This window comes from Salmonella sp. SAL04157 (genome assembly GCF_046551635.1).
GTDB classification, from domain to species: Bacteria; Pseudomonadota; Gammaproteobacteria; order Enterobacterales; family Enterobacteriaceae; genus Salmonella; species Salmonella enterica.
Window position 1 is genome coordinate 172,102 of sequence record NZ_JBGDVS010000006.1, and the last position, 23,252, is coordinate 195,353.

21 protein-coding genes are annotated in these 23,252 nt (G+C 53.8%); 9 read left to right on the forward strand and 12 right to left on the reverse strand.

Annotated features, from left to right (window positions below):
• Positions 1 to 9 precede the first annotated feature (9 nt).
• Positions 10 to 1,575, reverse strand: a complete 1,566-nt coding sequence (gene ahpF / locus ACLJRE_RS14935) for an alkyl hydroperoxide reductase subunit F (protein ID WP_000887635.1) — start codon at positions 1,573 to 1,575, stop codon at positions 10 to 12.
• A gap of 241 nt (positions 1,576 to 1,816) precedes the next feature.
• On the reverse strand, positions 1,817 to 2,380 hold the full coding sequence (gene ahpC / locus ACLJRE_RS14940) for an alkyl hydroperoxide reductase subunit C (protein WP_000052802.1): 564 nt from the start codon (positions 2,378 to 2,380) through the stop codon (positions 1,817 to 1,819).
• 440 nt (positions 2,381 to 2,820) lie between these two features.
• Here ahpC and dsbG point away from each other — a divergent pair, with 440 nt between their 5' ends.
• The 4 genes from dsbG to ACLJRE_RS14960 all read left to right on the forward strand — a co-directional run bounded on the left by dsbG (position 2,821) and on the right by ACLJRE_RS14960 (position 6,777).
• Entirely contained in the window at positions 2,821 to 3,567 is a 747-nt protein-coding gene (gene dsbG, locus ACLJRE_RS14945; RefSeq protein ID WP_000597129.1) for a thiol:disulfide interchange protein DsbG, read from the forward strand.
• A gap of 316 nt (positions 3,568 to 3,883) precedes the next feature.
• Positions 3,884 to 4,789: a DNA-binding transcriptional repressor CitR gene (gene citR / locus ACLJRE_RS14950; protein WP_000002494.1), complete on the forward strand. Its 906-nt coding sequence runs from the start codon at positions 3,884 to 3,886 to the stop codon at positions 4,787 to 4,789.
• 162 nt (positions 4,790 to 4,951) lie between these two features.
• Positions 4,952 to 6,187: a phosphoadenosine phosphosulfate reductase gene (locus tag ACLJRE_RS14955; RefSeq protein ID WP_000118134.1), complete on the forward strand. Its 1,236-nt coding sequence runs from the start codon at positions 4,952 to 4,954 to the stop codon at positions 6,185 to 6,187.
• The gene (locus tag ACLJRE_RS14960; protein ID WP_001164754.1) at positions 6,160 to 6,777 is read left to right on the forward strand and encodes an IbrB-like domain-containing protein; all 618 of its coding nucleotides are present in this window, start codon (positions 6,160 to 6,162) and stop codon (positions 6,775 to 6,777) included. The genes ACLJRE_RS14955 and ACLJRE_RS14960 overlap by 28 nt, the downstream gene beginning before the upstream one ends.
• Here the strand turns inward: ACLJRE_RS14960 and ACLJRE_RS14965 are convergent, their stop codons facing one another.
• On the reverse strand, positions 6,778 to 7,938 hold the full coding sequence (locus tag ACLJRE_RS14965; protein WP_001245594.1) for a pyridoxal phosphate-dependent aminotransferase: 1,161 nt from the start codon (positions 7,936 to 7,938) through the stop codon (positions 6,778 to 6,780).
• A 126-nt stretch (positions 7,939 to 8,064) separates the two neighbouring features.
• Here ACLJRE_RS14965 and ACLJRE_RS14970 point away from each other — a divergent pair, with 126 nt between their 5' ends.
• A complete protein-coding gene (locus tag ACLJRE_RS14970) occupies positions 8,065 to 9,153 on the forward strand; it encodes an oxidoreductase (protein WP_001016872.1) in 1,089 nt (362 codons plus the stop codon).
• A 35-nt stretch (positions 9,154 to 9,188) separates the two neighbouring features.
• Here ACLJRE_RS14970 and ACLJRE_RS14975 read toward each other — a convergent pair whose 3' ends face one another.
• From ACLJRE_RS14975 to entC, 7 genes are all read right to left on the reverse strand, one after another.
• Positions 9,189 to 9,386, reverse strand: coding sequence for a YbdD/YjiX family protein (locus tag ACLJRE_RS14975; RefSeq protein WP_000460619.1), 198 nt, complete (start codon positions 9,384 to 9,386; stop codon positions 9,189 to 9,191).
• A 63-nt stretch (positions 9,387 to 9,449) separates the two neighbouring features.
• On the reverse strand, positions 9,450 to 11,555 hold the full coding sequence (gene cstA / locus ACLJRE_RS14980) for a pyruvate/proton symporter CstA (protein ID WP_001043107.1): 2,106 nt from the start codon (positions 11,553 to 11,555) through the stop codon (positions 9,450 to 9,452).
• A 181-nt stretch (positions 11,556 to 11,736) separates the two neighbouring features.
• Entirely contained in the window at positions 11,737 to 12,150 is a 414-nt protein-coding gene (entH, locus tag ACLJRE_RS14985) for a proofreading thioesterase EntH (RefSeq protein WP_000637966.1), read from the reverse strand.
• A 2-nt stretch (positions 12,151 to 12,152) separates the two neighbouring features.
• Positions 12,153 to 12,908 carry a 2,3-dihydro-2,3-dihydroxybenzoate dehydrogenase EntA gene (entA, locus tag ACLJRE_RS14990; protein WP_000135723.1) on the reverse strand — a complete coding sequence of 252 codons (756 nt, stop codon included), beginning with the start codon at positions 12,906 to 12,908 and terminating at the stop codon, positions 12,153 to 12,155.
• Positions 12,908 to 13,765 (reverse strand): isochorismatase, encoded by an 858-nt coding sequence (locus ACLJRE_RS14995; RefSeq protein WP_001007166.1) that lies wholly within the window; start codon positions 13,763 to 13,765, stop codon positions 12,908 to 12,910. Before ACLJRE_RS14995 ends, entA begins: the two co-directional genes overlap by 1 nt.
• A 13-nt stretch (positions 13,766 to 13,778) precedes the next feature.
• On the reverse strand, positions 13,779 to 15,389 hold the full coding sequence (gene entE, locus ACLJRE_RS15000) for a (2,3-dihydroxybenzoyl)adenylate synthase EntE (protein WP_023212924.1): 1,611 nt from the start codon (positions 15,387 to 15,389) through the stop codon (positions 13,779 to 13,781).
• A gap of 9 nt (positions 15,390 to 15,398) precedes the next feature.
• Complete coding sequence (gene entC / locus ACLJRE_RS15005) at positions 15,399 to 16,574, reverse strand: isochorismate synthase EntC (protein WP_000367597.1); 1,176 nt, start codon at positions 16,572 to 16,574, stop codon at positions 15,399 to 15,401.
• A gap of 308 nt (positions 16,575 to 16,882) precedes the next feature.
• Here entC and fepB point away from each other — a divergent pair, with 308 nt between their 5' ends.
• A complete protein-coding gene (gene fepB / locus ACLJRE_RS15010; protein WP_001238994.1) occupies positions 16,883 to 17,839 on the forward strand; it encodes a Fe2+-enterobactin ABC transporter substrate-binding protein in 957 nt (318 codons plus the stop codon).
• 62 nt (positions 17,840 to 17,901) lie between these two features.
• Here the strand turns inward: fepB and entS are convergent, their stop codons facing one another.
• Complete coding sequence (gene entS, locus ACLJRE_RS15015; RefSeq protein WP_001081661.1) at positions 17,902 to 19,146, reverse strand: enterobactin transporter EntS; 1,245 nt, start codon at positions 19,144 to 19,146, stop codon at positions 17,902 to 17,904.
• Between the two features lie 110 nt (positions 19,147 to 19,256).
• Between entS and fepD the strand changes: the two genes are divergently transcribed.
• The 3 genes from fepD to fepC are packed head-to-tail and all read left to right on the forward strand — an operon-like array spanning position 19,257 to position 22,044.
• The gene (gene fepD / locus ACLJRE_RS15020; RefSeq protein ID WP_001277869.1) at positions 19,257 to 20,264 is read left to right on the forward strand and encodes a Fe(3+)-siderophore ABC transporter permease; all 1,008 of its coding nucleotides are present in this window, start codon (positions 19,257 to 19,259) and stop codon (positions 20,262 to 20,264) included.
• A complete protein-coding gene (fepG, locus tag ACLJRE_RS15025) occupies positions 20,264 to 21,253 on the forward strand; it encodes an iron-enterobactin ABC transporter permease (RefSeq protein WP_000480068.1) in 990 nt (329 codons plus the stop codon). Before fepD ends, fepG begins: the two co-directional genes overlap by 1 nt.
• On the forward strand, positions 21,250 to 22,044 hold the full coding sequence (gene fepC, locus ACLJRE_RS15030; protein WP_000140622.1) for an iron-enterobactin ABC transporter ATP-binding protein: 795 nt from the start codon (positions 21,250 to 21,252) through the stop codon (positions 22,042 to 22,044). Before fepG ends, fepC begins: the two co-directional genes overlap by 4 nt.
• 53 nt (positions 22,045 to 22,097) lie before the next feature.
• Here fepC and wzz(fepE) read toward each other — a convergent pair whose 3' ends face one another.
• Positions 22,098 to 23,234, reverse strand: coding sequence for an LPS O-antigen length regulator Wzz(fepE) (gene wzz(fepE) / locus ACLJRE_RS15035; protein ID WP_001139570.1), 1,137 nt, complete (start codon positions 23,232 to 23,234; stop codon positions 22,098 to 22,100).
• Between the last annotated feature and the right edge of the window lie 18 nt (positions 23,235 to 23,252).

Consider the following 23,252-nt stretch of genomic DNA (forward strand, 5'->3'; position numbering starts at 1 on the left):
TACTTCTTTTTATGCGATTTTGGTGCGAATCAGATAATCAAAGGCGCTCAACGAGGCTTTCGCCCCTTCGCCTGTGGCGATGATAATCTGTTTGTAAGGAACGGTGGTACAATCGCCTGCGGCGAAGACGCCCTTAACACTGGTTTCACATTTGGCGTCAATAATGATCTCGCCCATGCGGTTACGCTCAAGCGCGCCTTCCAGCCAGTGGGTATTCGGCAACAGACCAATCTGCACAAAAATCCCTGCCAGCGCGACGCTATGAATATCGCCGCTGACACGGTCACGATACTCCAGCCCCACCACTTTCGAACCGTCGCCCTTCACTTCTGTCGTTTGCGCATTCAAAATGATATCGACATTTTTCAGGCTACGCACTTTGTCCTGTAGCACCTGATCCGCCTTCATCTCCGGCGCGAACTCCAGCAACGTAACGTGTTCTACAATACCTGCCAGATCGATAGCCGCCTCAACGCCGGAGTTGCCGCCGCCGATGACCGCCACACGCTTCCCTTTAAATAACGGACCGTCGCAGTGCGGACAATAGGTGACGCCTTTGGTGCGATACTGATCCTCGCCCGGCACATTCATATTGCGCCATTTCGCGCCGGTGGCGATGATGATACTGCGCGCTTTCAAGACTGCGCCGGACGCCGTTTCAATCTGATGCAGGCCGCCTTCTGTCGCTGCCGGAACCAGTTTACTTGCGCTCTGGCTGTCGATAACGTCAACGTCGTAATCGCTGACATGCGCTTTCAGCGCGCCCGCCAGTTTCTGGCCTTCGGTTTTCGGCACCGAGATATAGTTTTCGATATCCACGGTATCCAGCACCTGACCGCCGAAGCGCTCGCCCATCAGACCGGTACGGATACCTTTGCGCGCCGAGTAGACCGCCGCCGCCGCGCCCGCCGGGCCGGAGCCAACAATCAGCACGTCATACGCATCGCGTTTGTTCAGCGCTTCCGCCGCACGTTTTTCTGCGCCAGTATCTACTTTAGCGACAATCTCGGTCAGAGTCATACGTCCCTGGCCGAACTCTTTACCGTTGACAAACACCGCCGGAACGCCCATCACGTTACGTTCGGTAATTTCGTTCTGGAAGGTGCCGCCATCAATTGCCGTATGTTTAATACGCGGGTTCAGCACCGCCATCAGGTTCAGCGCCTGCACTACATCCGGGCAGTTATGGCAGGAGAGTGAATAATAAGTTTCGAATTCAAAATCGCCGTCAATATCGCGAATCTGCTCCAGCAGCGACTGCGCTTCTTTTGACGGATGACCGCCGGTCCACAGCAGCGCCAAAACCAGCGAGGTAAATTCGTGGCCCAACGGAGAACCGGCAAAGCGCGGCCCCTGGTGAGAACCTGGATTCGTAATCAGGAAAGACGGCTTGCGCACCGGCAGAGTATTGTCTTCTTTAAACGTGACTTTGTCGGACAGCTCGGCGATTTCAGCCAGCAGTTCCTTGATTTCCGCCGATTTAGCGCTGTCATCCAGCGTGGCAATCAGCTCAACAGGTTTGGTCAGTTTCTCAAGGTAAGCCCTGAGCTGGGTTTTCATATTTGTGTCGAGCATTCTTCTTCCCTCTCTGAAAACATCATCATGCAAGCCGACTTCGCGGGACTGCATTAATACAACTTGCGTCATGGTGCTGAAATGAAATGGGCGCGGGTGCGCCCATGACTGAAACAATTTCCAAAGTATTTCACGTCAGAGTAAGGCGGCTAGCCTGAGAATCCCCGGGAGCTTACTGAAGTAAGTGACCGGGGTGAGCAGGCGACGCCAACGCAGCTATGGCGTGAAAGACGACGGAAATTTAAATTTTACCGACCAGGTCTAAAGATGGAGCCAGAGTCGCTTCACCTTCTTTCCATTTCGCCGGGCATACTTCGCCTGGGTGAGCGGCAACATACTGTGCTGCTTTAATTTTACGCAACAGGTCAGACGCGTCACGGCCGATACCTTCAGCGGTAACTTCGATCGCCTGGATGATACCCTGCGGGTCAACAACAAAGGTCGCACGGTCTGCCAGACCTTCATCTTCACGCATGTTGTCGAAGTTACGGGTCAGGGCGCCAGTCGGGTCGCCGATCATCGCATATTTGATTTTTGCGATAGTTTCAGAGCTGCTGTGCCATGCTTTGTGCGTGAAGTGAGTATCGGTTGAGACGGAATAAACGTCTACGCCCAGCTTCTGCAGTTCTTCGTAATGGTCGGCAACGTCACCCAGTTCAGTCGGGCAAACAAAGGTAAAATCGGCCGGGTAGAAGAAGAAGACGCTCCAGCGGCCTTCGGTATCTTTCTCGGTGACTTCAATGAATTCACCGTTTTTGAACGCCTGGTTTTTGAAAGGTTTGATTTTGGTGTTAATTAAGGACATCTATACTTCCTCCGTGTTTTCGTTGAGGAGTAAGTTAACGAAATTTTGCTGATTCGGCTAATGCGTTTCCATTATCAAATCAATAAGCGTTAACTAACAACCCGATTCGGGCGACATTGTGAACACTGCGCCCTGTCAGCCATCTAAAGTAAAAAGGCCGCCTGACAGGCGGCCCCATTACCTGAACTACCCGTAGGTAACTTCAGAGCCAGTACGACTCGTCTTGCAAATTACAGACGTATTGTCTGCAACTCGAAATCCATAGCGTATATGCTGGCTAAGTGTTGCGCTCTACATTACCTTAACAAAGGCTGTAACAGCGAAAAGGATTACATCACCCCAGCATAGAAAGGGCAATCCCGGCACGCCAGCTCTTACCTATGTCTGTGATAGGCATCATCATTAATACTCTTTTCGCTTTGATCTTAAAAGGAAAAAATATGATTAAACGTACATTGCTGCTTGCTATGCTGCCCATTCTCGCCCACGCGGAAGAACTGCCTGCGCCGGTTAAAGCCATTGAAAAACAGGGCATAACAATCCTGAAATCCTTCGAGGCGCCGGGGGGCATGAAGGGCTATCTCGGAAAGTATCAGGATATGGGCGTCACGATTTACCTGACGCCGGACGGCAAACACGCGATTTCCGGCTATATGTATAATGAAAAAGGTGAAAATCTTAGCAACGCCCTGATAGAAAAAGAGATCTATGCGCCGGCCGGACGAGAAATGTGGCAGAAAATGGAAAAGGCGTCATGGATACTCGACGGTAAAAAAGACGCGCCGGTGGTGCTGTATGTCTTCGCCGACCCTTTCTGCCCCTATTGTAAGCAGTTTTGGCAGCAAGCTCGCCCGTGGGTCGAATCCGGCAAGGTACAATTACGTACGTTACTGGTCGGCGTGATTAAACCGGAAAGCCCGGCCACAGCCGCAGCGATTTTAGGCGCGAAAGACCCGGCGAAAACATGGCATGACTATGAAGCCTCCGCAGGAAAGATGAAGCTGGAGGTTCCGGCGTCCATCCCCCCGGCGCAGATGAAAGTCATTAATCAGAATCAGCAGTTAATGGACGATCTTGGCGCTAACGCGACGCCAGCAATTTATTACATGAATAAAGATAAGACGTTGCAACAGGTTGTGGGTTTACCGGAAAAAGCGCAACTGGACGCCATGATGGGGCAGCCTTAACGCAGAAATTAGCAAGGCAGAAGCTTAACCGTACCACGCCCGATAGCGCTGCGTTTGTCGGGCCAACCTCCTCCTGGCATTAACGCGACGCCAGACCAGCATATCATCCAGCACAGCTTTTTTAGACTAACGGCGTGATTATAAAAGTGTAAGTTATGTTCGTCTTTACTGTGATTATTTACTCGCTAAAATATTCATAACTGTGGTATTTTAGTTTAAATAAACTCTACATTAAGTTTAATAAACATAATTCTGGTAAATTATTGAGATTAAGTCATAATCATGGAAGATACCATGATTATGCCTGGAAGATACTATGGCTAATCTTTACGACCTTAAAAAATTTGATCTTAACTTGTTGGTTATATTTGAATGTATTTATCAACATTTAAGCATTAGCAAAGCGGCAGAAACTCTCTATATTACACCTTCTGCCGTAAGCCAGTCATTGCAACGCCTGCGCACGCAATTCAATGACCCTTTATTTATTCGTTCAGGTAAAGGAATTACGCCTACCGTAACAGGCATTAATTTACATTATCATTTAGAAAATAACCTTAACAGTCTGGAACAAACTATTAATATAATGAATCAGTCCAGTCTGAAGAAAAAGTTTATTATCTATAGCCCACAGCTGTTGATCACCCAATATGTGATGAAATTAGTTGAATATATTCGCAAAGATTCACAGGTTGAAATTGAACATCACGACATTTTGACCACTGACGAACAGCCTGAAGATCTTCTTGCCTACCGCAAAGCAGATATTGTGGTTTCAATGGCCCCACTCAATAATCGTTCTATTGTTTGTACTCACTTTAATAAGGTGGAATGTATCCTGGCTTGCAGTGAAAACCATCCCCGGCTAGGTGAAACCGCAACTATCGACGAAATTCTACAAGAGTCATTTACGCAATTCGTCGCCCGGAAAAACGATATAAAAGAGCATCATTCAGTTATCCATGATATGCTGGGGGAAAGAATAATTGGTTTCAGAAGCAAATCGCTGATAACCATCGCCAACGCCATCAGCGCCACGGAGCTTATTGGTTTTTTACCACAATCACTTGTTGACTATTACTCATCCACTATCAAACTTAAAAAAGTCTCCATACCTTTTACCATTGCTCCTGTACAACTCTATCTTATGTATAATAGAGCTTCGATGAATAATAGCGGATTTACTGAGCTCATTGAGTACATTACAAAAAAGCATGAATAAAAAGGTCAGGTAACGGGCATTAACATAAATTCAATCTATATATTTATAGAATGCATTTATTTAGTAAATATAATAAAGCATTGCAAGTTCATCTAATCTGCTTATCCTTTATGTTAATTATTTCGAATATACTGTAGTTAACACATCGGAGACTATCCAGAGATGTCGGTTTATAAAGTTCCGCTTGAGCAAAATGTTCTGGAAGCGGCTCAAGAGCGTATAATGTGGACCCTGGAAACCTTACCCCGGGTCTGCGTCTCATTTTCCGGTGGTAAAGATTCAGGACTTATGCTGCACCTGACGGCAACGTTGGCGCGCAAAATGAATAAAAAGATCCACGTTCTCTTCATTGACTGGGAAGCGCAATTCTCCTGTACCATCGCCTATATTGAATCATTACGTGAATACTACGCGGACGTTATCGAGCGTTTTTATTGGGTCGCATTACCCTTAACCACACAAAATTCCCTTTCACAATACCAGCCGGAGTGGCAGTGTTGGCAGCCGGGTGCCGACTGGGTACGACAACCGCCAGAAGATGCGATTACCGATCCGGCCTTTTTTTCCTTTTATCAACACGGCATGACCTTTGAACAGTTCGTTCGCGATTTTGCCGACTGGTTTTCAGAAAAGCGTCCTGCCGCTATGCTGGTCGGTATTCGTTCCGACGAATCCTATAACCGATTTGCCGCTATCGCTAACTCGCATAAGCTGCGCTTTGCCGACGACAAGCCCTGGACCACGTTAGCCCCTAAGGGTCACACCTGGTATATCTACCCCATCTATGACTGGAAAACCGCAGATATCTGGACCTGGTTCGCCAAAACAGGTAAACCATGTAACCCTTTGTATAATTTGATGTATCAGGCTGGCGTACCGCCCCGTTACATGCGTATTTGCGAACCGTTCGGCCCGGAACAACGACAGGGGTTATGGCTGTATCATGTTATCGAACCTGAGCGCTGGGCGGCCATGTGCGCCAGAGTCAGCGGCGTGCTCAGCGGAGGTATTTACGCTGGACAAGACAACCATTTTTATGGCCACCGGAAAATTTTAAAACCCGATCACCTTAACTGGGAAGAGTACGCGCTGCTCCTGCTACACAGTATGCCTGAAGTCACTGCCGAACATTACCGTAATAAAATCGCCGTTTATTTGCAGTGGTATAAGAAAAAAGGCATGAACACCATCCCACAGACGCAGCAGGGCGATATCGGATCGCGCGATATTCCGTCGTGGCGACGGATCTGCAAAGTTTTACTGAACAATGATTACTGGTGCCGGGCGCTGTCATTCAGTCCGACAAAACCTAAGAATTACCAGCGTTATAACGAACGTATGAAAGCTAAACGCCAGGAATGGGGGATCTTATGCAACACCGACTCACAACCGAAATAACTCACTTTCTCTCTGAACTGCCTGAAGAAGAGAGAATCGCCGCCATTAATGAATTTAGAATGGCGATACATAACGTTAGTCCTTTTCGCGATGAGCCTGTCGATTGTGTCCTGTGGGTGAAAAACGATCATATTTCGCCTAATGACTACAACCCGAATAACGTTGCGCCGCCGGAGAAAAAACTGCTGCTTAAATCGATTGAACAAGATGGGTTTACTCAGCCGATAGTGGTGGTAAAGGCCGATGCGGAGGAGTACGAGATTGTGGACGGTTTTCACCGTCATGAGCTGGGCAAAGGAAAAACGGTCCTGAAAAGGCGTCTGAAAGGCTACCTGCCGATAACGTGTCTGGACAGAGAACGTCACGAACGCATGGCGGCAACCATTCGGCATAACCGCGCGCGCGGACGCCACCAGATCCACGCCATGTCAGAAATCGTGCGCGAACTTTCTCTGCTAGGCTGGGACGAAAGCAAAATCGGCCAGGAGTTAGGTATGGACGCCGATGAAGTCCTGCGCCTGAAACAGATCAACGGCCTGCAGGAGCTTTTTGCAGACCGTCGATTCTCCAGAGCGTGGACGGTTAAATAACTACAGTTTACACAGGCGCTCTGCGGCGGCCAGCAGCGTTGATTCCTGTTTAGCGAAACATAAACGTATAAGCTGATGCGGGAAAGGGGCGGCGCAAAAGACAGAGAGCGGAATAGCGGCGACGCCGACTTCTTCGGTTAGCCACTGACAAAACTCCACGTCATTTAGCGTCGACACTGCGCTGTAATCGATTAAAAGAAAATAGGTACCTTCACAGGGCAGCACTTTTAATCGGCTTTGCGCCAGCGCGTTAACCAGCACATCGCGTTTTTTCCGGTAAAAATCGGGTAACGCGCGATAGTGTTCCGGCGCGGCGCGCAGCATATCCGCCAGCGCCAGTTGCGCCGGCGTATTGACGCAAAACGTCAGGTACTGGTGAACTTTGCGTATTTCGGCGCTAATGGCCGCAGGCGCAACGCAGTAACCAATCTTCCATCCTGTCATATGAAAGGTTTTACCAAACGATGAAACGGCAACCGCCCGCTCTCGTAACTGAAGGTGCGCCAATACGCTGGCATGACCTTCGACGGCAAAACAAATATGTTCGTACACTTCATCGCTTAACACATAAATTTCCCGCTCGCCGATAGCCTGCCACAGCGCCTCGATATCCGCCTGACGCCAGACGGTAGCGGTGGGATTATGCGGCGTATTGAGGATCACCAGCCGCGTGCGCTCGCTAAGCAACGCCGAAAACGCCTGCCAGTCGACGCGAAAATGCGGCGGCGTGAGCGCTATGCGTTTTAACACTCCGCCGGAAAGCGCCACGGCCGGGGCATAGCTGTCATAACTGGGATCGAAACAGATAACCTCATCCCCTGCCCGCACCAGCGCGGTAATCGCCGCATACAGCGCTTCTGTCGCGCCCGCCGTGACGGTGATATCACTGACGTCATCGGGTCGATAACCATATATTTCCGCCGTTTTATCGGCTATGGCCTCCCTCAGCGCCTGCGCGCCCGTCATCGGCGCATATTGATTCGCGCCCTGCGCGACATGATAAGCCAACCGCTCGTGCAAATAACGAGGACCATCAAAATCAGGGAAGCCTTGCGATAAATTTATTGCCTGATGTTTCTGCGCCAGCGCGCTCATTTGCGTAAAAATCGTGGTACCAAGATTGGGCAATTTGCTTTTTGGAATCAGTGGGTTATTTCTCATTATCTTCATACCCGCCAGTGATGTGGTTGTTGACACACTATCACAGGGTGTTAGTATTTGGCAATCAAGACGTTTAGATGTCTAAATATAATAACAACGGTGAGAAGACCCTAAGGACAACACAACATGAACCACACTGAAATCCGCGTCGTTACTGGCCCGGCGAATTATTTTTCCCATGCCGGAAGCCTCGGAAGACTGACAGACTTTTTCACGCCGGAACAGCTTTCCCACGCCGTTTGGGTGTACGGCGAACGCGCGATTGCCGCCGCCCGTCCTTACCTGCCGGAAGCGTTTGAACGTGCTGGCGCAAAACATCTGCAGTTTACCGGCCATTGTAGCGAACGCCATGTTGCCCAACTGGCGCACGCCTGCAACGACGATCGTCAGGTGGTGATAGGCGTCGGCGGCGGCGCGCTGCTCGATACCGCCAAAGCGCTCGCCCGCCGTCTGGCGCTGCCGTTTGTCGCTATCCCGACCATCGCGGCGACCTGCGCCGCCTGGACACCGCTTTCCGTCTGGTATAACGACGCGGGACAGGCGTTACAGTTCGAAATTTTTGATGATGCCAATTTTCTGGTGCTGGTCGAACCGCGCATTATTCTGCAGGCGCCCGATGACTATCTGTTAGCTGGCATTGGCGATACGCTGGCAAAATGGTATGAAGCCGTTGTGCTTGCGCCGCAGCCTGAAACGTTGCCTTTGACCGTAAGACTGGGCATTAACAGCGCGTGCGCTATTCGCGATCTCCTGCTGACCAGCAGCGAACAAGCATTAGCGGATAAACAGCAGCGTCGGCTGACCCAGGCATTTTGCGACGTGGTGGATGCGATTATCGCTGGCGGCGGTATGGTCGGCGGCCTCGGGGAACGCTATACCCGTGTCGCCGCCGCCCATGCGGTACACAACGGTCTGACCGTCCTGCCGCAAACGGAAAAATTCCTGCACGGAACGAAAGTGGCTTATGGCATTCTGGTGCAAAGCGCGCTACTGGGACAAGATGACGTGCTGGCGCAATTGATTACAGCGTACCGGCGATTTCATCTGCCGGCCAAGCTTAGCGAACTGGACGTGGATATTCATAACACCGCCGAGATCGATAGGGTAATCGCACATACCCTGCGCCCGGTCGAATCCATCCACTATTTACCGGTGACGTTAACGCCTGACACCCTGCGTGCGGCGTTTGAAAAAGTTGAATTTTTCAGAATATAGCCTGGTGACGTTGCGCTTATCAGGCCTGGCAACACTCAGCAGCAACGCGCGCCGCCTTTTCCACCATAGCGCGCATCCTGCCGCTCGCGGAAAAATTCTTCATAGGTCATCGGCGTCTGATCCGGATGCGTTATGCGCATATGTTCCACATAGTTGTCGTAGTCTGGCACGCCAATCATCATTTTTGCGGCCTGTCCCAGATATTTTCCGGCTTTCGAAAGCGTATCGAACATCGTTGTCACCTGTCATTCAAATGCCCTCTCCTTATTCTGGAGAGGGCTATTGATGTAAAAAGATTAGTGCGCGCCTTTCGCCTGCGTCACGATCTCATCCACATTTTCCGGCATCGGCTCATACGGCGTTTCATTCGCCGTCGGTTTATCAATCTTCAGAGCGGCCAGCGCCGTCTTAATAGAGAAGATCGCCAGCACCACGACCACCACCATAAAGAAGATGGTTAGCCCGGCATCCAGACGGTTATTGAATACCAACTGCGCGAGCTGCGATTCGGTGTACTGCGGCGGAATATTGCCGCTGTCGATCATCGCCTGGAACTTATTGGCAATGGCCAGGAAGCCGATTTTCGCATCCGGACTAAACGCTTTCTGCCAGCCCGCCGTCAGCGTACAAATCAGCAGCCAGGCCGTTGGCACCAGCGCGACCCACGCATAACGCTGACGCTTCATTTTGAACAGTACCACGGCGCAAAGCATCAGCGCCATCCCCGCCAGCATCTGGTTAGCGATGCCAAACAGCGGCCACAGGGTGTTAATACCGCCCAACGGATCGACCACGCCCTGATGGAGGAAATACCCCCACGCCAGCACGCACAATGCCGTAGCAAGCAGGTTCGCTGGCAGCGAATCGGTACGTTTCAGCCCTGGCGACACTACGCCCAACAAATCCTGCAACATAAAGCGCGCCGCACGGGTACCCGCATCCACCGCCGTCAGAATAAACAGCGCTTCAAACAGAATGGCAAAGTGATACCAGAACGCCACATCCATCATGCCGCCCAACGCGCCATGTAAAATGTAGGCCATCCCTACCGCCAGAGTTGGCGCACCGCCTGCGCGGGAGATAATGGATTGTTCGCCGACTTCATTGGCAATCTGGTGTAACGTATCCGGCGTGATAGCGAAACCCCAACTGCTGACCACCTGCGCAGCAGAAGCAACGACATCCGCAGTCCCCGCTGGCGCCAGTACCGCCATCGGGCTATTCATCGCAAAGTAAACGCCCGGATCGATAATACAGGCCGAGACCAGCGCCATAATGGCGACGAAAGATTCCATTAACATCCCGCCGTAGCCGATAAAGCAGGCCTGGCCTTCGTTGGCCAACATCTTCGGCGTCGTGCCGGAGGAGATGAGCGCATGGAAACCGGATACCGCGCCGCAGGCGATGGTGATAAACAGGAACGGGAACAGGTCGCCTGTCCAGACCGGCCCTGTACCATCAACAAATTTGGTCAGCGCTGGCATAGTCAGCGTTGGACGCATGATCAGAATCCCAACCGCCAGACCGACAATCGTACCAATTTTCAGGAAGGTAGAGAGGTAATCACGCGGCGCGAGCAGCAGCCAGACCGGCAGTACCGCCGCGACAAAACCATAACCCACCAGCATCCAGGTAAGCTGCACGCCAGTAAAATCAAAGTACGGCGCCCAGGTTGGGCTTGCCGCCACCCATCCGCCGGAAATAATAGCGAAAATAAGAAATACCAGCCCAATGACCGACACCTCGCCGATGCGCCCCGGACGCAGATAACGCAGGTAGATGCCCATAAAAATCGCCAGTGGAATGGTGAACGCGACAGTGTACGTTCCCCACGGGCTATGGGTCAGCGCTTTCACCACGATCATCGCCAGGACGGCCAGAATGATCACCATGATCATAAAGCAGGCCACCAGCGCGATCACCCCGGCCGTCGCGCCCATCTCCTCTTTAACCAGCTCGCCAAGCGAACGCCCATCGCGCCGGGTCGAGACGAACAGCACCATAAAGTCCTGCACCGCTCCCGCCAGCACAACGCCCGCCAGCAGCCAGATCATCCCCGGCAGATAGCCCATCTGCGCGGCCAGTACCGGCCCGACCAGCGGACCTGCGCCAGCAATGGCCGCAAAATGGTGACCGAACAGCACTTTTTTATCGGTCGGGACATAATCCAGACCATCATTATGACGTACCGCGGGCGTCATACGCGTTGGGTCAACCGCCAGCACTTTTTTGGCGATATAGAGCCCATAAAAACGATACGCAATAAGATAGACACAGACCGACGCCACCACGATCCATAGCGCGTTGATCTGTTCCCCACGATTTAACGCAATATAGCCCAGGGCAAACGCACCCAATACTGAGAGCGCTGTCCAGACGAGGTATTTCCCTGATTTATTCATAGTTGTTGTCCGTTTGGGTGTTCCAGAGAGATGTTACATTTTGTTTCTATAACACCTTTACCGTAATTAACAACACAACAACATGATAAAACCGTATCGTTACCCATTTTTTACATTACAGTGTTAACCAGATCACTTCCTTTCTTCGTTGACGCTGCAATTGCATTTTACTTTGCCAGAACTATCCCATTACCGCCGTTCCCAGGCGACAGGTGCAGCAGCGCCTCCCCTGCTCGTCAAAGAGCGTAATTTCCCAGCTTTGATTCTGCCGCCCCAGATGCAGCGGCAGGCAAACGCCGCGTACTTTCCCCTGCGAGACGGCGCGGTGGTGAGTGGCGTTTAACTCGGTCCCGACCACGCACTGCCCGTCGCGGGTCATCAGATAACCCGCCATTGATCCTAACGTCTCCGCCAGCGCTGCCGATGCGCCGCCGTGTAGCAGACCAAACGGTTGATGAGTGCGGGCATCGACGGGCATTTCCGCCTCCAGCACGTCATCGCCCAGACGGGTGTAAACAATGCCCAGATGCGCCACCAGCGTGTTCTGACTGGTAGCGTTCAATTCATCCAGCGTTAAATGCCGTTTCCAGATCATCGTCAGACTCCCAATGTTGAACCACCGTCCACCACGATATCCTGCAAGGTAATGTGGCTGGCCAGATCGGAGGCAAGAAACAAAATGGTATTGGCTATCTCCTGCGGACGGGCGATTTTACCGAGCGGAATACCGAGCTTAAACTGTTCGCCGAAACCGCGGATACGCTGCTGTTCGGCATCTTCACTCACCCATAAAGTGCGCTGCATATCGGTGTCAGTCGAACCGGGCGACACCACATTACAGCGCACCCCGCAGCCCGCCAGCTCCAGCCCTACGGTTAGCGCCAGGCTTTTCAGCGCCGCTTTAGAGGCGCCGTAGGCGCTCATACCGATACGTGGCGTATGCGCCGCATCTGAGGCTACGGTAACAATCGCCCCTCCCTGCTGACGGCGAAACTGCGTCATCGTCTGCGAAAACAGGTTAAATGCCCCGCCCACATTGACCGCAAATGTCTGCTGCCAGTCGTCGACGCTAAGCGCATCGGTCGCTCCCATACGCAAAATACCGGCGGCGTTGACCAGCACATCCAGCCGTGGCGTTTTTTGCAACACACGCTGACACACCTGCGCAACCTGTGCGGCATCCGCCACATCCATGACTTCGGTAGCAAAGGGATAATTCTCTTGCGTAAATTCACGATCGAAGCCGAACACCCGCGCCCCGGCGTCAACAAACGCCAGCGCCGTCGCGTAACCGATCCCTTTCCCCGCCCCGGTCACCCATACCGTTTTGTCTGAAAAATCAAAGCTGGCCATTACTCTACCCCGCGAGAAAGCAGCGCCCACCAGGCGTCAATGGTCGGATTTTTCGCCAGCATCACGAAGTCGATATCGCCGTGTACTTTACGCCAGCGCGCCGCCAGCCCCATCATGCGTACTGAATCCAGGCCATAATCAATCAGGTTTTCATCATCCAGCGGCTCGTCAGTCTCATCCAGCAACGGCAGAATCAACGCCCGCAGCGCCGCTTTACTGGCAGGAACCGGTGTCGGCAGCAGCGATTCAGTCATGACGACGCGACCTGAACGCCCCGCCACATAGTTCAGCGCCATCAGATGCTCTTCCCGGCTGAAATCCGCCAGCGCATCCGCCACCATAAACGGCTTAATGTCGCGCATAAACGCATCGGTAGCGGTGGTCATACAGCCAATATGCGCATACACGCCGGTAATGATGAGCTGATTGCGTCCGGTATCTTTTAACATCTGTTCCAGCGGCGAGCGGTGAAACGCGCTATAACGCCACTTCACCAGCACCGTATCCGCCTCATCCGGCGTTAAGGCTTCTACCACCTTCTGCTGTTCCGGAGAGCGCGTCAGTCCCGGTCCCCACATATCATTGAGTAACGCGCGATCTTCATCGCTTTGCTCTTTCGGCTGAGCGGTGTAATAGACCGGGATATGATGTTCCTTACAGTACTGGCGCAGAGCGGCGATATTGGCAATCACCTGGTCCATCATTGGGCAGTTGCGGCCCCAAAAGCTGACAAAGTAATCCTGCATATCGTGGATGAGCAGCGCCGCGCGCTCCGGCTCAAATGCCCAGTTCACTTTGTTGGTCGGGATATCCAGTGCGGTGGGCAGCGCGTAAGACTGTAGTTTCGGAATGGCCATCTCTCTTTCTCCTTCAGAGCGGTGAACGTGACGCCAACCGCTGGCGTAATTGTTTTTTATCGACTTTACCAACCGGCGTCAGTGGCAGTGACGCAACGCACTCCACGCGATCCGGTAATTTAAATTCCGCCACGCCCTGCTCTCGCAGGAAACGGCGTACCTGTACCGCTCGCAGCGGCTCTTTTACCACCAGATATGCGCAACTTTTTTCCCCCAGCAGTTCATCTTCCATGCTGACCAGCGCCGCATGGATCACCGCCGGGTGGCGCAGTAACAGGTTTTCTATCTCTTCGGCGGCTATCTTCTCGCCGCCCCGATTGATCTGATCTTTTTCACGCCCGTGAACGGTGATGTAGCCGTCTTGATCAATGGAGATCAGATCGCCGGAGCAGTAAAAACCGTTGGCGTCAAAGGCGCTGGCATTGTGTTGCGGACTGTTGAAATAGCCGCGAAAAGTATAGGGGCCGCGCGTCATCAGACGACCAATCTCGCCCGGCGGCAGTGGATTCCCGTCGGCATCCGCCACCCACACTTCGTCGTCCGGACACATGGGTCTTCCCTGGGTATTGATAATCCGTTCCGGGCTATCGTCCAGCCGGGTATAGTTCACTAACCCTTCCGCCATACCGAAGACCTGCTGCAACTGACAGCCAATTTCAGCCGGAATACGGGCGGCCAGCGTCGCAGAAAGCCGCGCGCCGCCAACCTGCAATAACCTTAATGACGCCAGCGGCGCATTGCCGCCCCACTCCTGGATAGCCTGTAGCCATAGACTGACCGCGGGCGGCACCAGCGCCGTGGCATTAATCTGGTGTTTTTCGATCAGCGGGAAACAGAGCGTGGCGCTGGGATCAGTCGCCAGCACTACCGTTCCTTTGGCGAGAAAAACGCCCAGCGCGCCCGGCGAACTCATGGCGTAGTTATGCGCGGCGGGAATCGCGCACAGAAAACGCGTCTCCTCGTTGAAACCGCAAATCTCATTGCTGCGGCGCACGCTGTAGTAATAGTCGTTATGGGTACGGGGAATAAGCTTTGGCGTGCCGGTAGTACCGCCGGAAAGCTGAAAGTAGGCCACTTCGTCAGCAGGTGATGGCGTGGCGGTGAAATCTTCCGCCGCCTGCCGCATCGCCGCGTCCAGGCTGTGATCGCCGTCGTCGTTACGCAATAACACCATCCGCACAGAGCGGTGTTCAGCCACAAACGTGTTGAGAAAGTCCTCCCCGGCGAACAGCGTATGTTGGCGATCGGCAATCACCAGCGTCGGCGCGATCTGCATCGCATAGGCGTTAAGTTCGGTACGTTGATGGCTAAACAGCGCCAGAACGGGCGCTACGCCAAGCTTCAACAGGGCGAAAAAGGTGATATACAGTTCCGGTACATTCCCCAGTTGCACCAAAGCGGTTTCGCCAGGTTTGATGCCCTGACAGCGTAAATAGCAGGCCAGATTATCCGCGGCCTGGTTGAGCTGGCGATAGCTGAATGCGCGCTCGCCTTCAATGACCGCCGTCTTATCGCTATCAGCGTGGCGGGTCAGAATATCGGTCAACGGCACGTCTTGCCAGTAGCCTTTTTCACGATAACGGCGGGCAAATTCATCCGGCCAACGGGTGAAAGGTATACGCATCATCGTTCCTTAATGCAGTCCAAAAACGTTCAACATCGTAGAGAGCTTGACGCCGGTTTCCCGCCACTCGCCGACTGGCGAAGAGGCAGGGACAATCCCGGCGCCGGCGAACAGGCGCACCTGATTACCTTGCAATTTCGCACAACGAATCGTCACTACCCACTCGCCGTTTCCTTCGGCGTCGCACCAGCCGACAATGCCGCCAAACAGTTCACGATCGAACGGTTCCAGTTCAGCAATCAGCTTTTTCGCGACCTGATGGGGGAAACCGCTTAACGCAGGGGTCGGATGCAGCAGACAGGCCAGCGTCAGCGCGTTTTCTCCGGCGTTGGCCTTGCCCTCAAACGGCGTACCGAGATGCCATAGCGTCGGCGTGGTGATCAACTGCGGAGAGGAAGGTAATTGCAGTTCCGTGCTGCGATCGCGCAGGATCTGCTTCATCGCCTGCGTCACCAGCTCATGTTCATGGCGATCTTTTTGTGAAGCCAGCAGTCGGTTTCCCGCCTCGCGATCCAGAACGTCATCCGGCTGTCGGCGTGCCGAGCCTGCTAACGGCAGCGAACTAAACCGCTCGCCCTCTTTGCGTAGCAACAATTCGGGGCTGGCGCCCAGCAGAACGCCGCCATCCGCCAGTGGCACATGGAAGTTGTAACTAACTGGATTCTGCGCAACCAGCCGCTCCAGCAATGCTCCGCTATCCACCGCCACATCAGTGGTGATATCTATTAGCCGGGAAAGCACCACTTTATCGACGTCTGGCGTGGCGGTCAGCATAGCCGCGCGTGCGACCATTGCTTCAAAAGCATCCTGCTCCGGAATCGCCTTTCGCGCCGTCACCGTCAGTGGCTGATGGTCAGTAAAATAACGCGCCGTGCGCTGCTTTTGCTGGCGGGAAAAGGACTGCCACGCCATCGGGATAAATAGCGACGACGGCTGACGGGTATCAAAGGGGATCGCCCCCACCAGGATAGGGTTGGCGATGCCCTGCGATTTGGCCTCGGCAAACTGCTGGCGCAATTTCTGCTGGAAAGGGCTATCCGGCGAATCTCCGGCAACCGCAGGCTCGGTATAACGGGCGAAGCACCCGGAAGTGGTAAAACTGCGATACGGCGACATGAAGAAAAAGCGATCGGGAGCAAGCGTTGCCATTGTCTCCTGAGCGTCCTCGGCCAGTGACATATCCATATCATCCTCCAATGATAAAGGCTTATATACACTTCATCTTTCAAGCTGCCTCTTTGTTGGCTGCGCTCAGAAACCCCGGTCACACAGTTATCTATGCTCGCGGGGATTTCTTCCCTTGCCGTTGCGATGCTTCTTGAATGATTTTGTGTATAATAATGATTATTATTTCTATTTTTAGTGCGCTAACCTAAGAGTAAAACGTCGCTCTGTCAACTCTGGTCATGAGTTAAATAGCACTAAGGCTTGCATCTCGCTGCTGCTGACATGAAAATGAGAAGCATTAACTTTATTAATAACAGGACGCTATTGTGAGACTCCCCGCCTTTTATCGTTGGCTGCTTTTAGTGGTTGGTTTATCAATTTCAGGAATATCCTTAGCCCAGGACGCCGGTTGGCCCCGGCAAATCCAGGACAGCCGCGGCGTTCATACTCTGGACCACAAGCCCGCGCGTATCGTCTCTACCAGCGTGACGTTAACAGGCTCGCTGCTGGCGATTGATGCGCCCGTCGTCGCCAGCGGGGCCACTACGCCGAATAACCGCTTTGCCGACGATCAAGGGTTTATGCGCCAGTGGAGCGACGTAGCAAAGGCTCGCCATGTCGCCCGGCTGTATATCGGCGAACCGAATGCCGAAACGGTCGCCGCGCAAATGCCGGATCTCATTTTGATTAGCGCCACCGGCGGCGACTCCGCGCTGGCGCTTTACGATCAGCTCTCCGCTATCGCGCCGACGCTCGTCATCAATTATGACGATAAAAGCTGGCAGAGTTTGCTCACGCAGCTTGGCGAGATCACCGGCCAGGAGAAACAGGCCGCCGCGCGAATAGCGGAATTTGAGGCGCAACTGACGACGGTTAAACAGCGAATCGCCCTGCCGCCGCAACCGGTTAGCGCGCTGGTGTATACCCCTGCCGCGCATAGCGCCAATTTGTGGACGCCAGAATCAGCACAAGGCAAGCTATTGACGCAGTTAGGCTTTACGCTGGCGACATTGCCCCGAGGGCTGCAAACCAGCAAAAGCCAGGGTAAGCGCCACGATATCATTCAGCTTGGCGGTGAAAATCTGGCCGCTGGGTTAAACGGCCAATCTCTTTTCCTGTTTGCCGGCGACAACAAAGATGTCGCGGCCCTTTACGCCAATCCGCTGCTGGCGCACCTGCCAGCGGTGCAAAATAAGCGCGTCTATGCCCTGGGCACGGAGACGTTCCGTCTGGATTATTACAGCGCAACGTTGCTGCTTAACCGGCTGGCCGCCCTGTTTTAGCCTTATCGGAGTCTTATCCGACTGACCAGAACGATTTGGTCAGTCGGATAAACGCCTCTTTATCAGCCAGCATCGCTAACCGGCGGCGTCTGGCGAAAACGACGTAGCTCGCCCAGCACTAACAACAGCAGCAAACCGATAATCACCAGCCCGAATCCACTCACGCTTGCGGAAGCGACCGGCGTCATCATTGCGCCAAGACCGCCTAACAGCGCCGCGCCGATAGCGTCTCCCGTGACGTTTTGCGCAGTCCACAGGCCGTTCATTCTCCCCAGCATATTTTCCGGCGTCTGGGTTTGCAGCAGGGTATATTGTAATAACGAACTGATGGCGCTAAGCCAGCCAAACAGTGCCAGACAGATAACACCTGCGATCCAGACCGGCATGATGGCGAACAGCCCCACCGCCAGAAAAGAACCCACTGTCGAAACCAGCATAATGAGCCCCGGACGAACGCTATGCGCCAGTTGTCCGCTGGTCAGCGCGCCAATGGCCGCCCCCAGCGGAATTGCCGCATACAGCAAACCGATTTGCGCCGCCGACATCTGCCAGCTCATCGCCAGCGCCGGATAGAGGACGCGTACCGCGCTTGCCATCGTCACCAGGCCGCCAAGCAGCGCAATACCGCCGATAAGCGGACTGGCGAGCAAAAAACGAAATGCCGCCAGTAACGCGATAAATGGATTTTCCCGCGGCTGCGGAGGGACAGGCAGTCGCGGCAGCGTCAGTAACGGCAATAGCGTAATAAACGTCCCGGCGGCCGCCAGCCCATAGTTCCAGGCTACACCGCCGCTGGCAAGCAATATGCCCCCCAACATCGGCGAAATAACCGATCCCAGACGTACCGTCAGCATGGTAATCGCGCCGGCCTGCATCAGATTTTCTCTTCCGACCAGCGCTGGCGTCGCCGCCAGTAACGCGGTCACGCCCAGAGACGCGAAAAAGCCGTCCCACAGGCCAAGGAGATATATCGCCAGCAATGATGGTTCCGGCAGCAGCGCGTTCACGCACAGGCCAATAAAGCCAATACCGCAAGTACCGCGCGCCAGCAGAATCACCTTTTTACGTTCGTAGCGATCGGCCAGTACGCCGCCCACCATTAAGCCAATAAACATGGCGCCGCCGGTTAACGTTACCGACAGCCCTACCTGCCAGGTGGAGTGCGTCATCATTTGGATCTGTACCGGAACCGCCACGCCAAGCAGCCCCAGCGAGACAATAGAGATAAAACGGGCCAGAAATACTGCGCGAAATGCAGGGTGCGTCTTCAACAGGCTGAGATTGAGCAGCCAGGATTGTCGATTCATTACAACGCCTTAATGCGAGTTTTTTTAAATATCCATTCAATGGCTGCACATGCTAACATAACCAAATAAGATAGATAACGATAATTACTATCATTATCAGGGAAGTTACTATGTCATGCTCATTTTCCGTGACGCGCGCGTTTGCCGTGCCCGGATTGTTGTTATTACTGAGTCTCGCCGCGGTTTTAAGCCTGGTCATTGGCGCGAAACCGCTGCCCGCCGCCGCCGTGCTGGAGGCGTTCACCGGCGTATGCCAAAGCGCCGATTGCACCATCGTCCTGGATGCGCGTTTGCCGCGTACGCTGGCCGGATTACTGGCAGGCGGCGCGTTGGGTCTCGCCGGGGCGCTCATGCAAACACTTACTCGCAACCCGCTCGCCGACCCGGGGATTCTGGGCGTTAACAACGGCGCCAGCTTCGCCATTGTACTGGGCGCGGCGCTGTTTGGTTTCTCCACGCCGCTGGAACAGCTTTTCATGGCATTTAGCGGCGCGCTTATCGCATCGCTGATTGTCGCCTTCACCGGTAGTCAGGGCGGCGGCCAGTTAAGCCCGGTCCGCCTGACACTGGCGGGCGTGGCGCTTGGCGCGGTACTGGAAGGGCTGACCAGCGGCATCGCGCTGTTAAATCCAGAGGTCTATGACCAGCTTCGCTTCTGGCAGGCGGGATCGCTGGACATTCGCAGCCTGCAAACGTTGAAAGTCGCGCTTGCGCCCGTGGTTATCGCTGGGATCGTGGCGCTATTTCTGAGCCGAGCGCTGAACAGCCTGAGCCTCGGCAGCGATACCGCGACGGCGCTGGGGAGTAAAGTGGCGCGCACCCAACTTATCGGTTTACTGGCGATTACCGTCTTGTGCGGCAGCGCAACGGCGCTGGTTGGCCCTATCGCCTTTATTGGTCTGATGATGCCGCATATGGCGCGTTGGCTGGTGGGCGCAGACCACCGCTGGTCGCTGCCAGTGACGCTACTGGCAACCCCTGCTCTGCTGCTTTTTGCCGATATTATTGGTCGTCTGTTGGTGCCGGGCGAACTCCGCGTATCGGTTGTCAGTGCATTTATCGGCGCGCCGGTACTTATTTTTCTGGTACGCCGTAAATCGAACGGAGGCGGCCTGTGATGTTTCTTTCTCGTCGGCTTATCGTAAGCTGCCTGCTTCTGGCGGCTGGCTGCTTCGCCATTGGTTTATGGAGCCTGCAAAGCGGCGCCGTGCCTCTTGAGACCGGGCAGATTATTGCCGCGCTGTTGGGCGACGCGCCGCGTAACATCACCCTTGTCGTAACCGAATGGCGACTACCGCGCGTATTAATGGCGTTGCTGATTGGCGCTGCGCTTGGCGTCAGTGGCGCGATTTTTCAGTCGCTGATGCGTAACCCGCTAGGCAGCCCTGATGTGATGGGCTTTAATACCGGCGCCTGGAGCGGCGTACTGGTCGCAATGGTCCTGTTTGGCCAGCATCTTACCGCGATCGCGCTGGCGGCAATGGCGGGCGGTATCGTCACGTCATTGCTTGTCTGGCTGCTCGCCTGGCGTAACGGGATTGAAACTTTCCGGCTGATTATCATCGGTATCGGCATCCGCGCGATGTTAGTCGCCTTTAATACCTGGCTTCTGTTGCAGGCGTCGCTGGAAACGGCGCTCACCGCCGGCTTATGGAACGCCGGGTCGCTCAACGGTCTGACATGGGCAAAAACCTGGCCTTCGGCGCCGCTGATTATTGTGATGCTGACAGGCGCCGCGCTACTGGTGCGTCGTATGCGGCTGCTGGAGATGGGCGATGACAGCGCCTGCGCGCTGGGTGTTAGCGTGGAGCGGTCACGCCTGATGCTGATGCTGGTGGCGGTGTCGCTCACCGCTGCGGCAACGGCACTGGCTGGCCCCATCTCGTTTATTGCCCTTGTCGCGCCGCACATCGCCCGCCGTCTTAGCGGCACAGCGCGCTGGGGATTAACCCAGTCGGCGCTGTGCGGCGCGTTGTTACTACTGGCCGCCGATGCGTGCGCGCAGCAACTGTTTATGCCTTATCAGCTTCCAGTAGGCGTGGTCACCGTCAGCCTCGGCGGTATTTACCTTATCGTCTTGTTAATTCAGGAGTCCCGCAAAAAATGACCGAATCCGTAGCCCGTTTGCGCGGCGACCAGTTAACGCTGGGTTATGGCAGCTATACCGTCGCAAAAAACCTTAATGTTTCGATTCCGGACGGCCATTTTACCGCCATCATCGGCCCTAACGGCTGCGGCAAGTCAACGTTGCTACGCACGCTAAGCCGTCTGATGACGCCTGTTGACGGCCATGTCTGGCTGGATGGCGAACAAATACAGCGTTACGCCAGTAAAGAGGTGGCGCGGCGCATCGGATTGCTGGCGCAAAACGCCACTACGCCGGGCGATATCACCGTACAAGAGCTGGTCGCCAGAGGGCGTTATCCGCACCAGCCGTTATTTACCCGCTGGCGCAAGGAAGATGCCGACGCCGTCGCCAGTGCCATGCGTGCAACAGGTATCACCTCACTGGCGACGCAAAGCGTAGATACTCTGTCCGGCGGCCAACGCCAGCGGGCGTGGATAGCCATGGTGCTGGCGCAGGAAACGTCCATCATGCTGCTGGATGAGCCGACAACGTGGCTGGATATTAGCCATCAAATTGATTTGCTGGAATTGTTAAGCGATCTCAACCGCGAAAAAGGTTATACGCTCGCCGCCGTCCTGCACGACCTGAATCAAGCCTGCCGATACGCCACGCATTTGATTGCATTACGCGAAGGTAACATTGTCGCGCAGGGCGCGCCGAAAGAGATTGTTACCGCAGAGCTTATCGAAAAAATCTATGGGCTGCGCTGTATGATTATCGACGATCCGGTTGCCGGGACGCCGCTGGTGGTACCGCTGGGGCGGCGATAGTCGTTCACACAGATGAAAAAGCCGGATAATCGCTATCCGGCTTTTCATATAAATCAGACTAACCGTTCATCTATCGCCAGCGCGTTTTCCATTTTACGCGAGACCATCGCGTGACGCAGTAATACGCCGCCGCAGGCCATCATACCGCCAATCAACGCCGCCAGAATAATAATGATCGCTTTACCCGGGCCATCTTTTTTCACTGGCAGAGACGGCGACAGTTGATATTTAAACGGGGTAAACTTCACGTCGCTCACATTCATTGCCGCCAGTTGTTCAACATGGTATTGACGGTTACGCAAATCACCGTCGATCTCGGCCACGTCCGTTACCCCTTTTTCAATTTCCAGTTTGCGGGAAATACCATCCGCGCCGAGAGAAATAGAAAAATCCGGATCATCTTTTACCGCCTGACCATTACTGTAAACCGGTCTCTTAATGCCGGCGGCGTTGGCGATTTCCAGCGAATAATGGAGACGTTGAATATTGGCATCAAGCTGGTTTTTGAGACGCACCCGATCCATCGCCAGCTTTTCCTGCTCATAGCGGGTTTTGATTTCCAGCTGGTTACGAATATTTTCCAGCGTCTCTTTCACGACGATATCAGAGATGTACTGAATATAGCCAGCCAGCACTTTTTGCGCTTCTTCCCGCGTCGGCGCGGTAAAACTCAACGTCCACGACGTGAATAATGATGTTTCATTTTTCTTGCCGGCATTACTGTCCACTGCTTTCATTTTTTCGCTCAGCACGACAATCGCCCGGTGAAGATCCTGCTCGTCTATTTGCGCGCCTTTTAATTGATCCATGACATACGGAGAAGAACGAAGATATTCTTCCAGCAGCGAGGGCGAGCTAAACTTTTTAATAAACAGATTAAAGACGCTGGCCCGATCAACGCTTACCTCCATATCCAACACGCGCAGCGCGGTCAACGTTCTCTCCAGTCCCTGCCACTGTACCGACTCCGCCGGTGTGACAATCGCCTGGCTGGTCCATTTTTGCGGCAGCAAAAAGGACAGAAGTAACCCCACGCACGCAAAGGCGAAAACGGTAGCAAGAATACGACGTTTCGCCTGCCATAACACCTCTATAAGGCTAAACAAATCGATTTCATGACTGTTGGCGGGCGGCAGTGAGTAACCTGCAAGTGACTGATGTTTTTCTTGTTTTACATTAAGAGATGGCATGCCGTATGACCTGAAAAC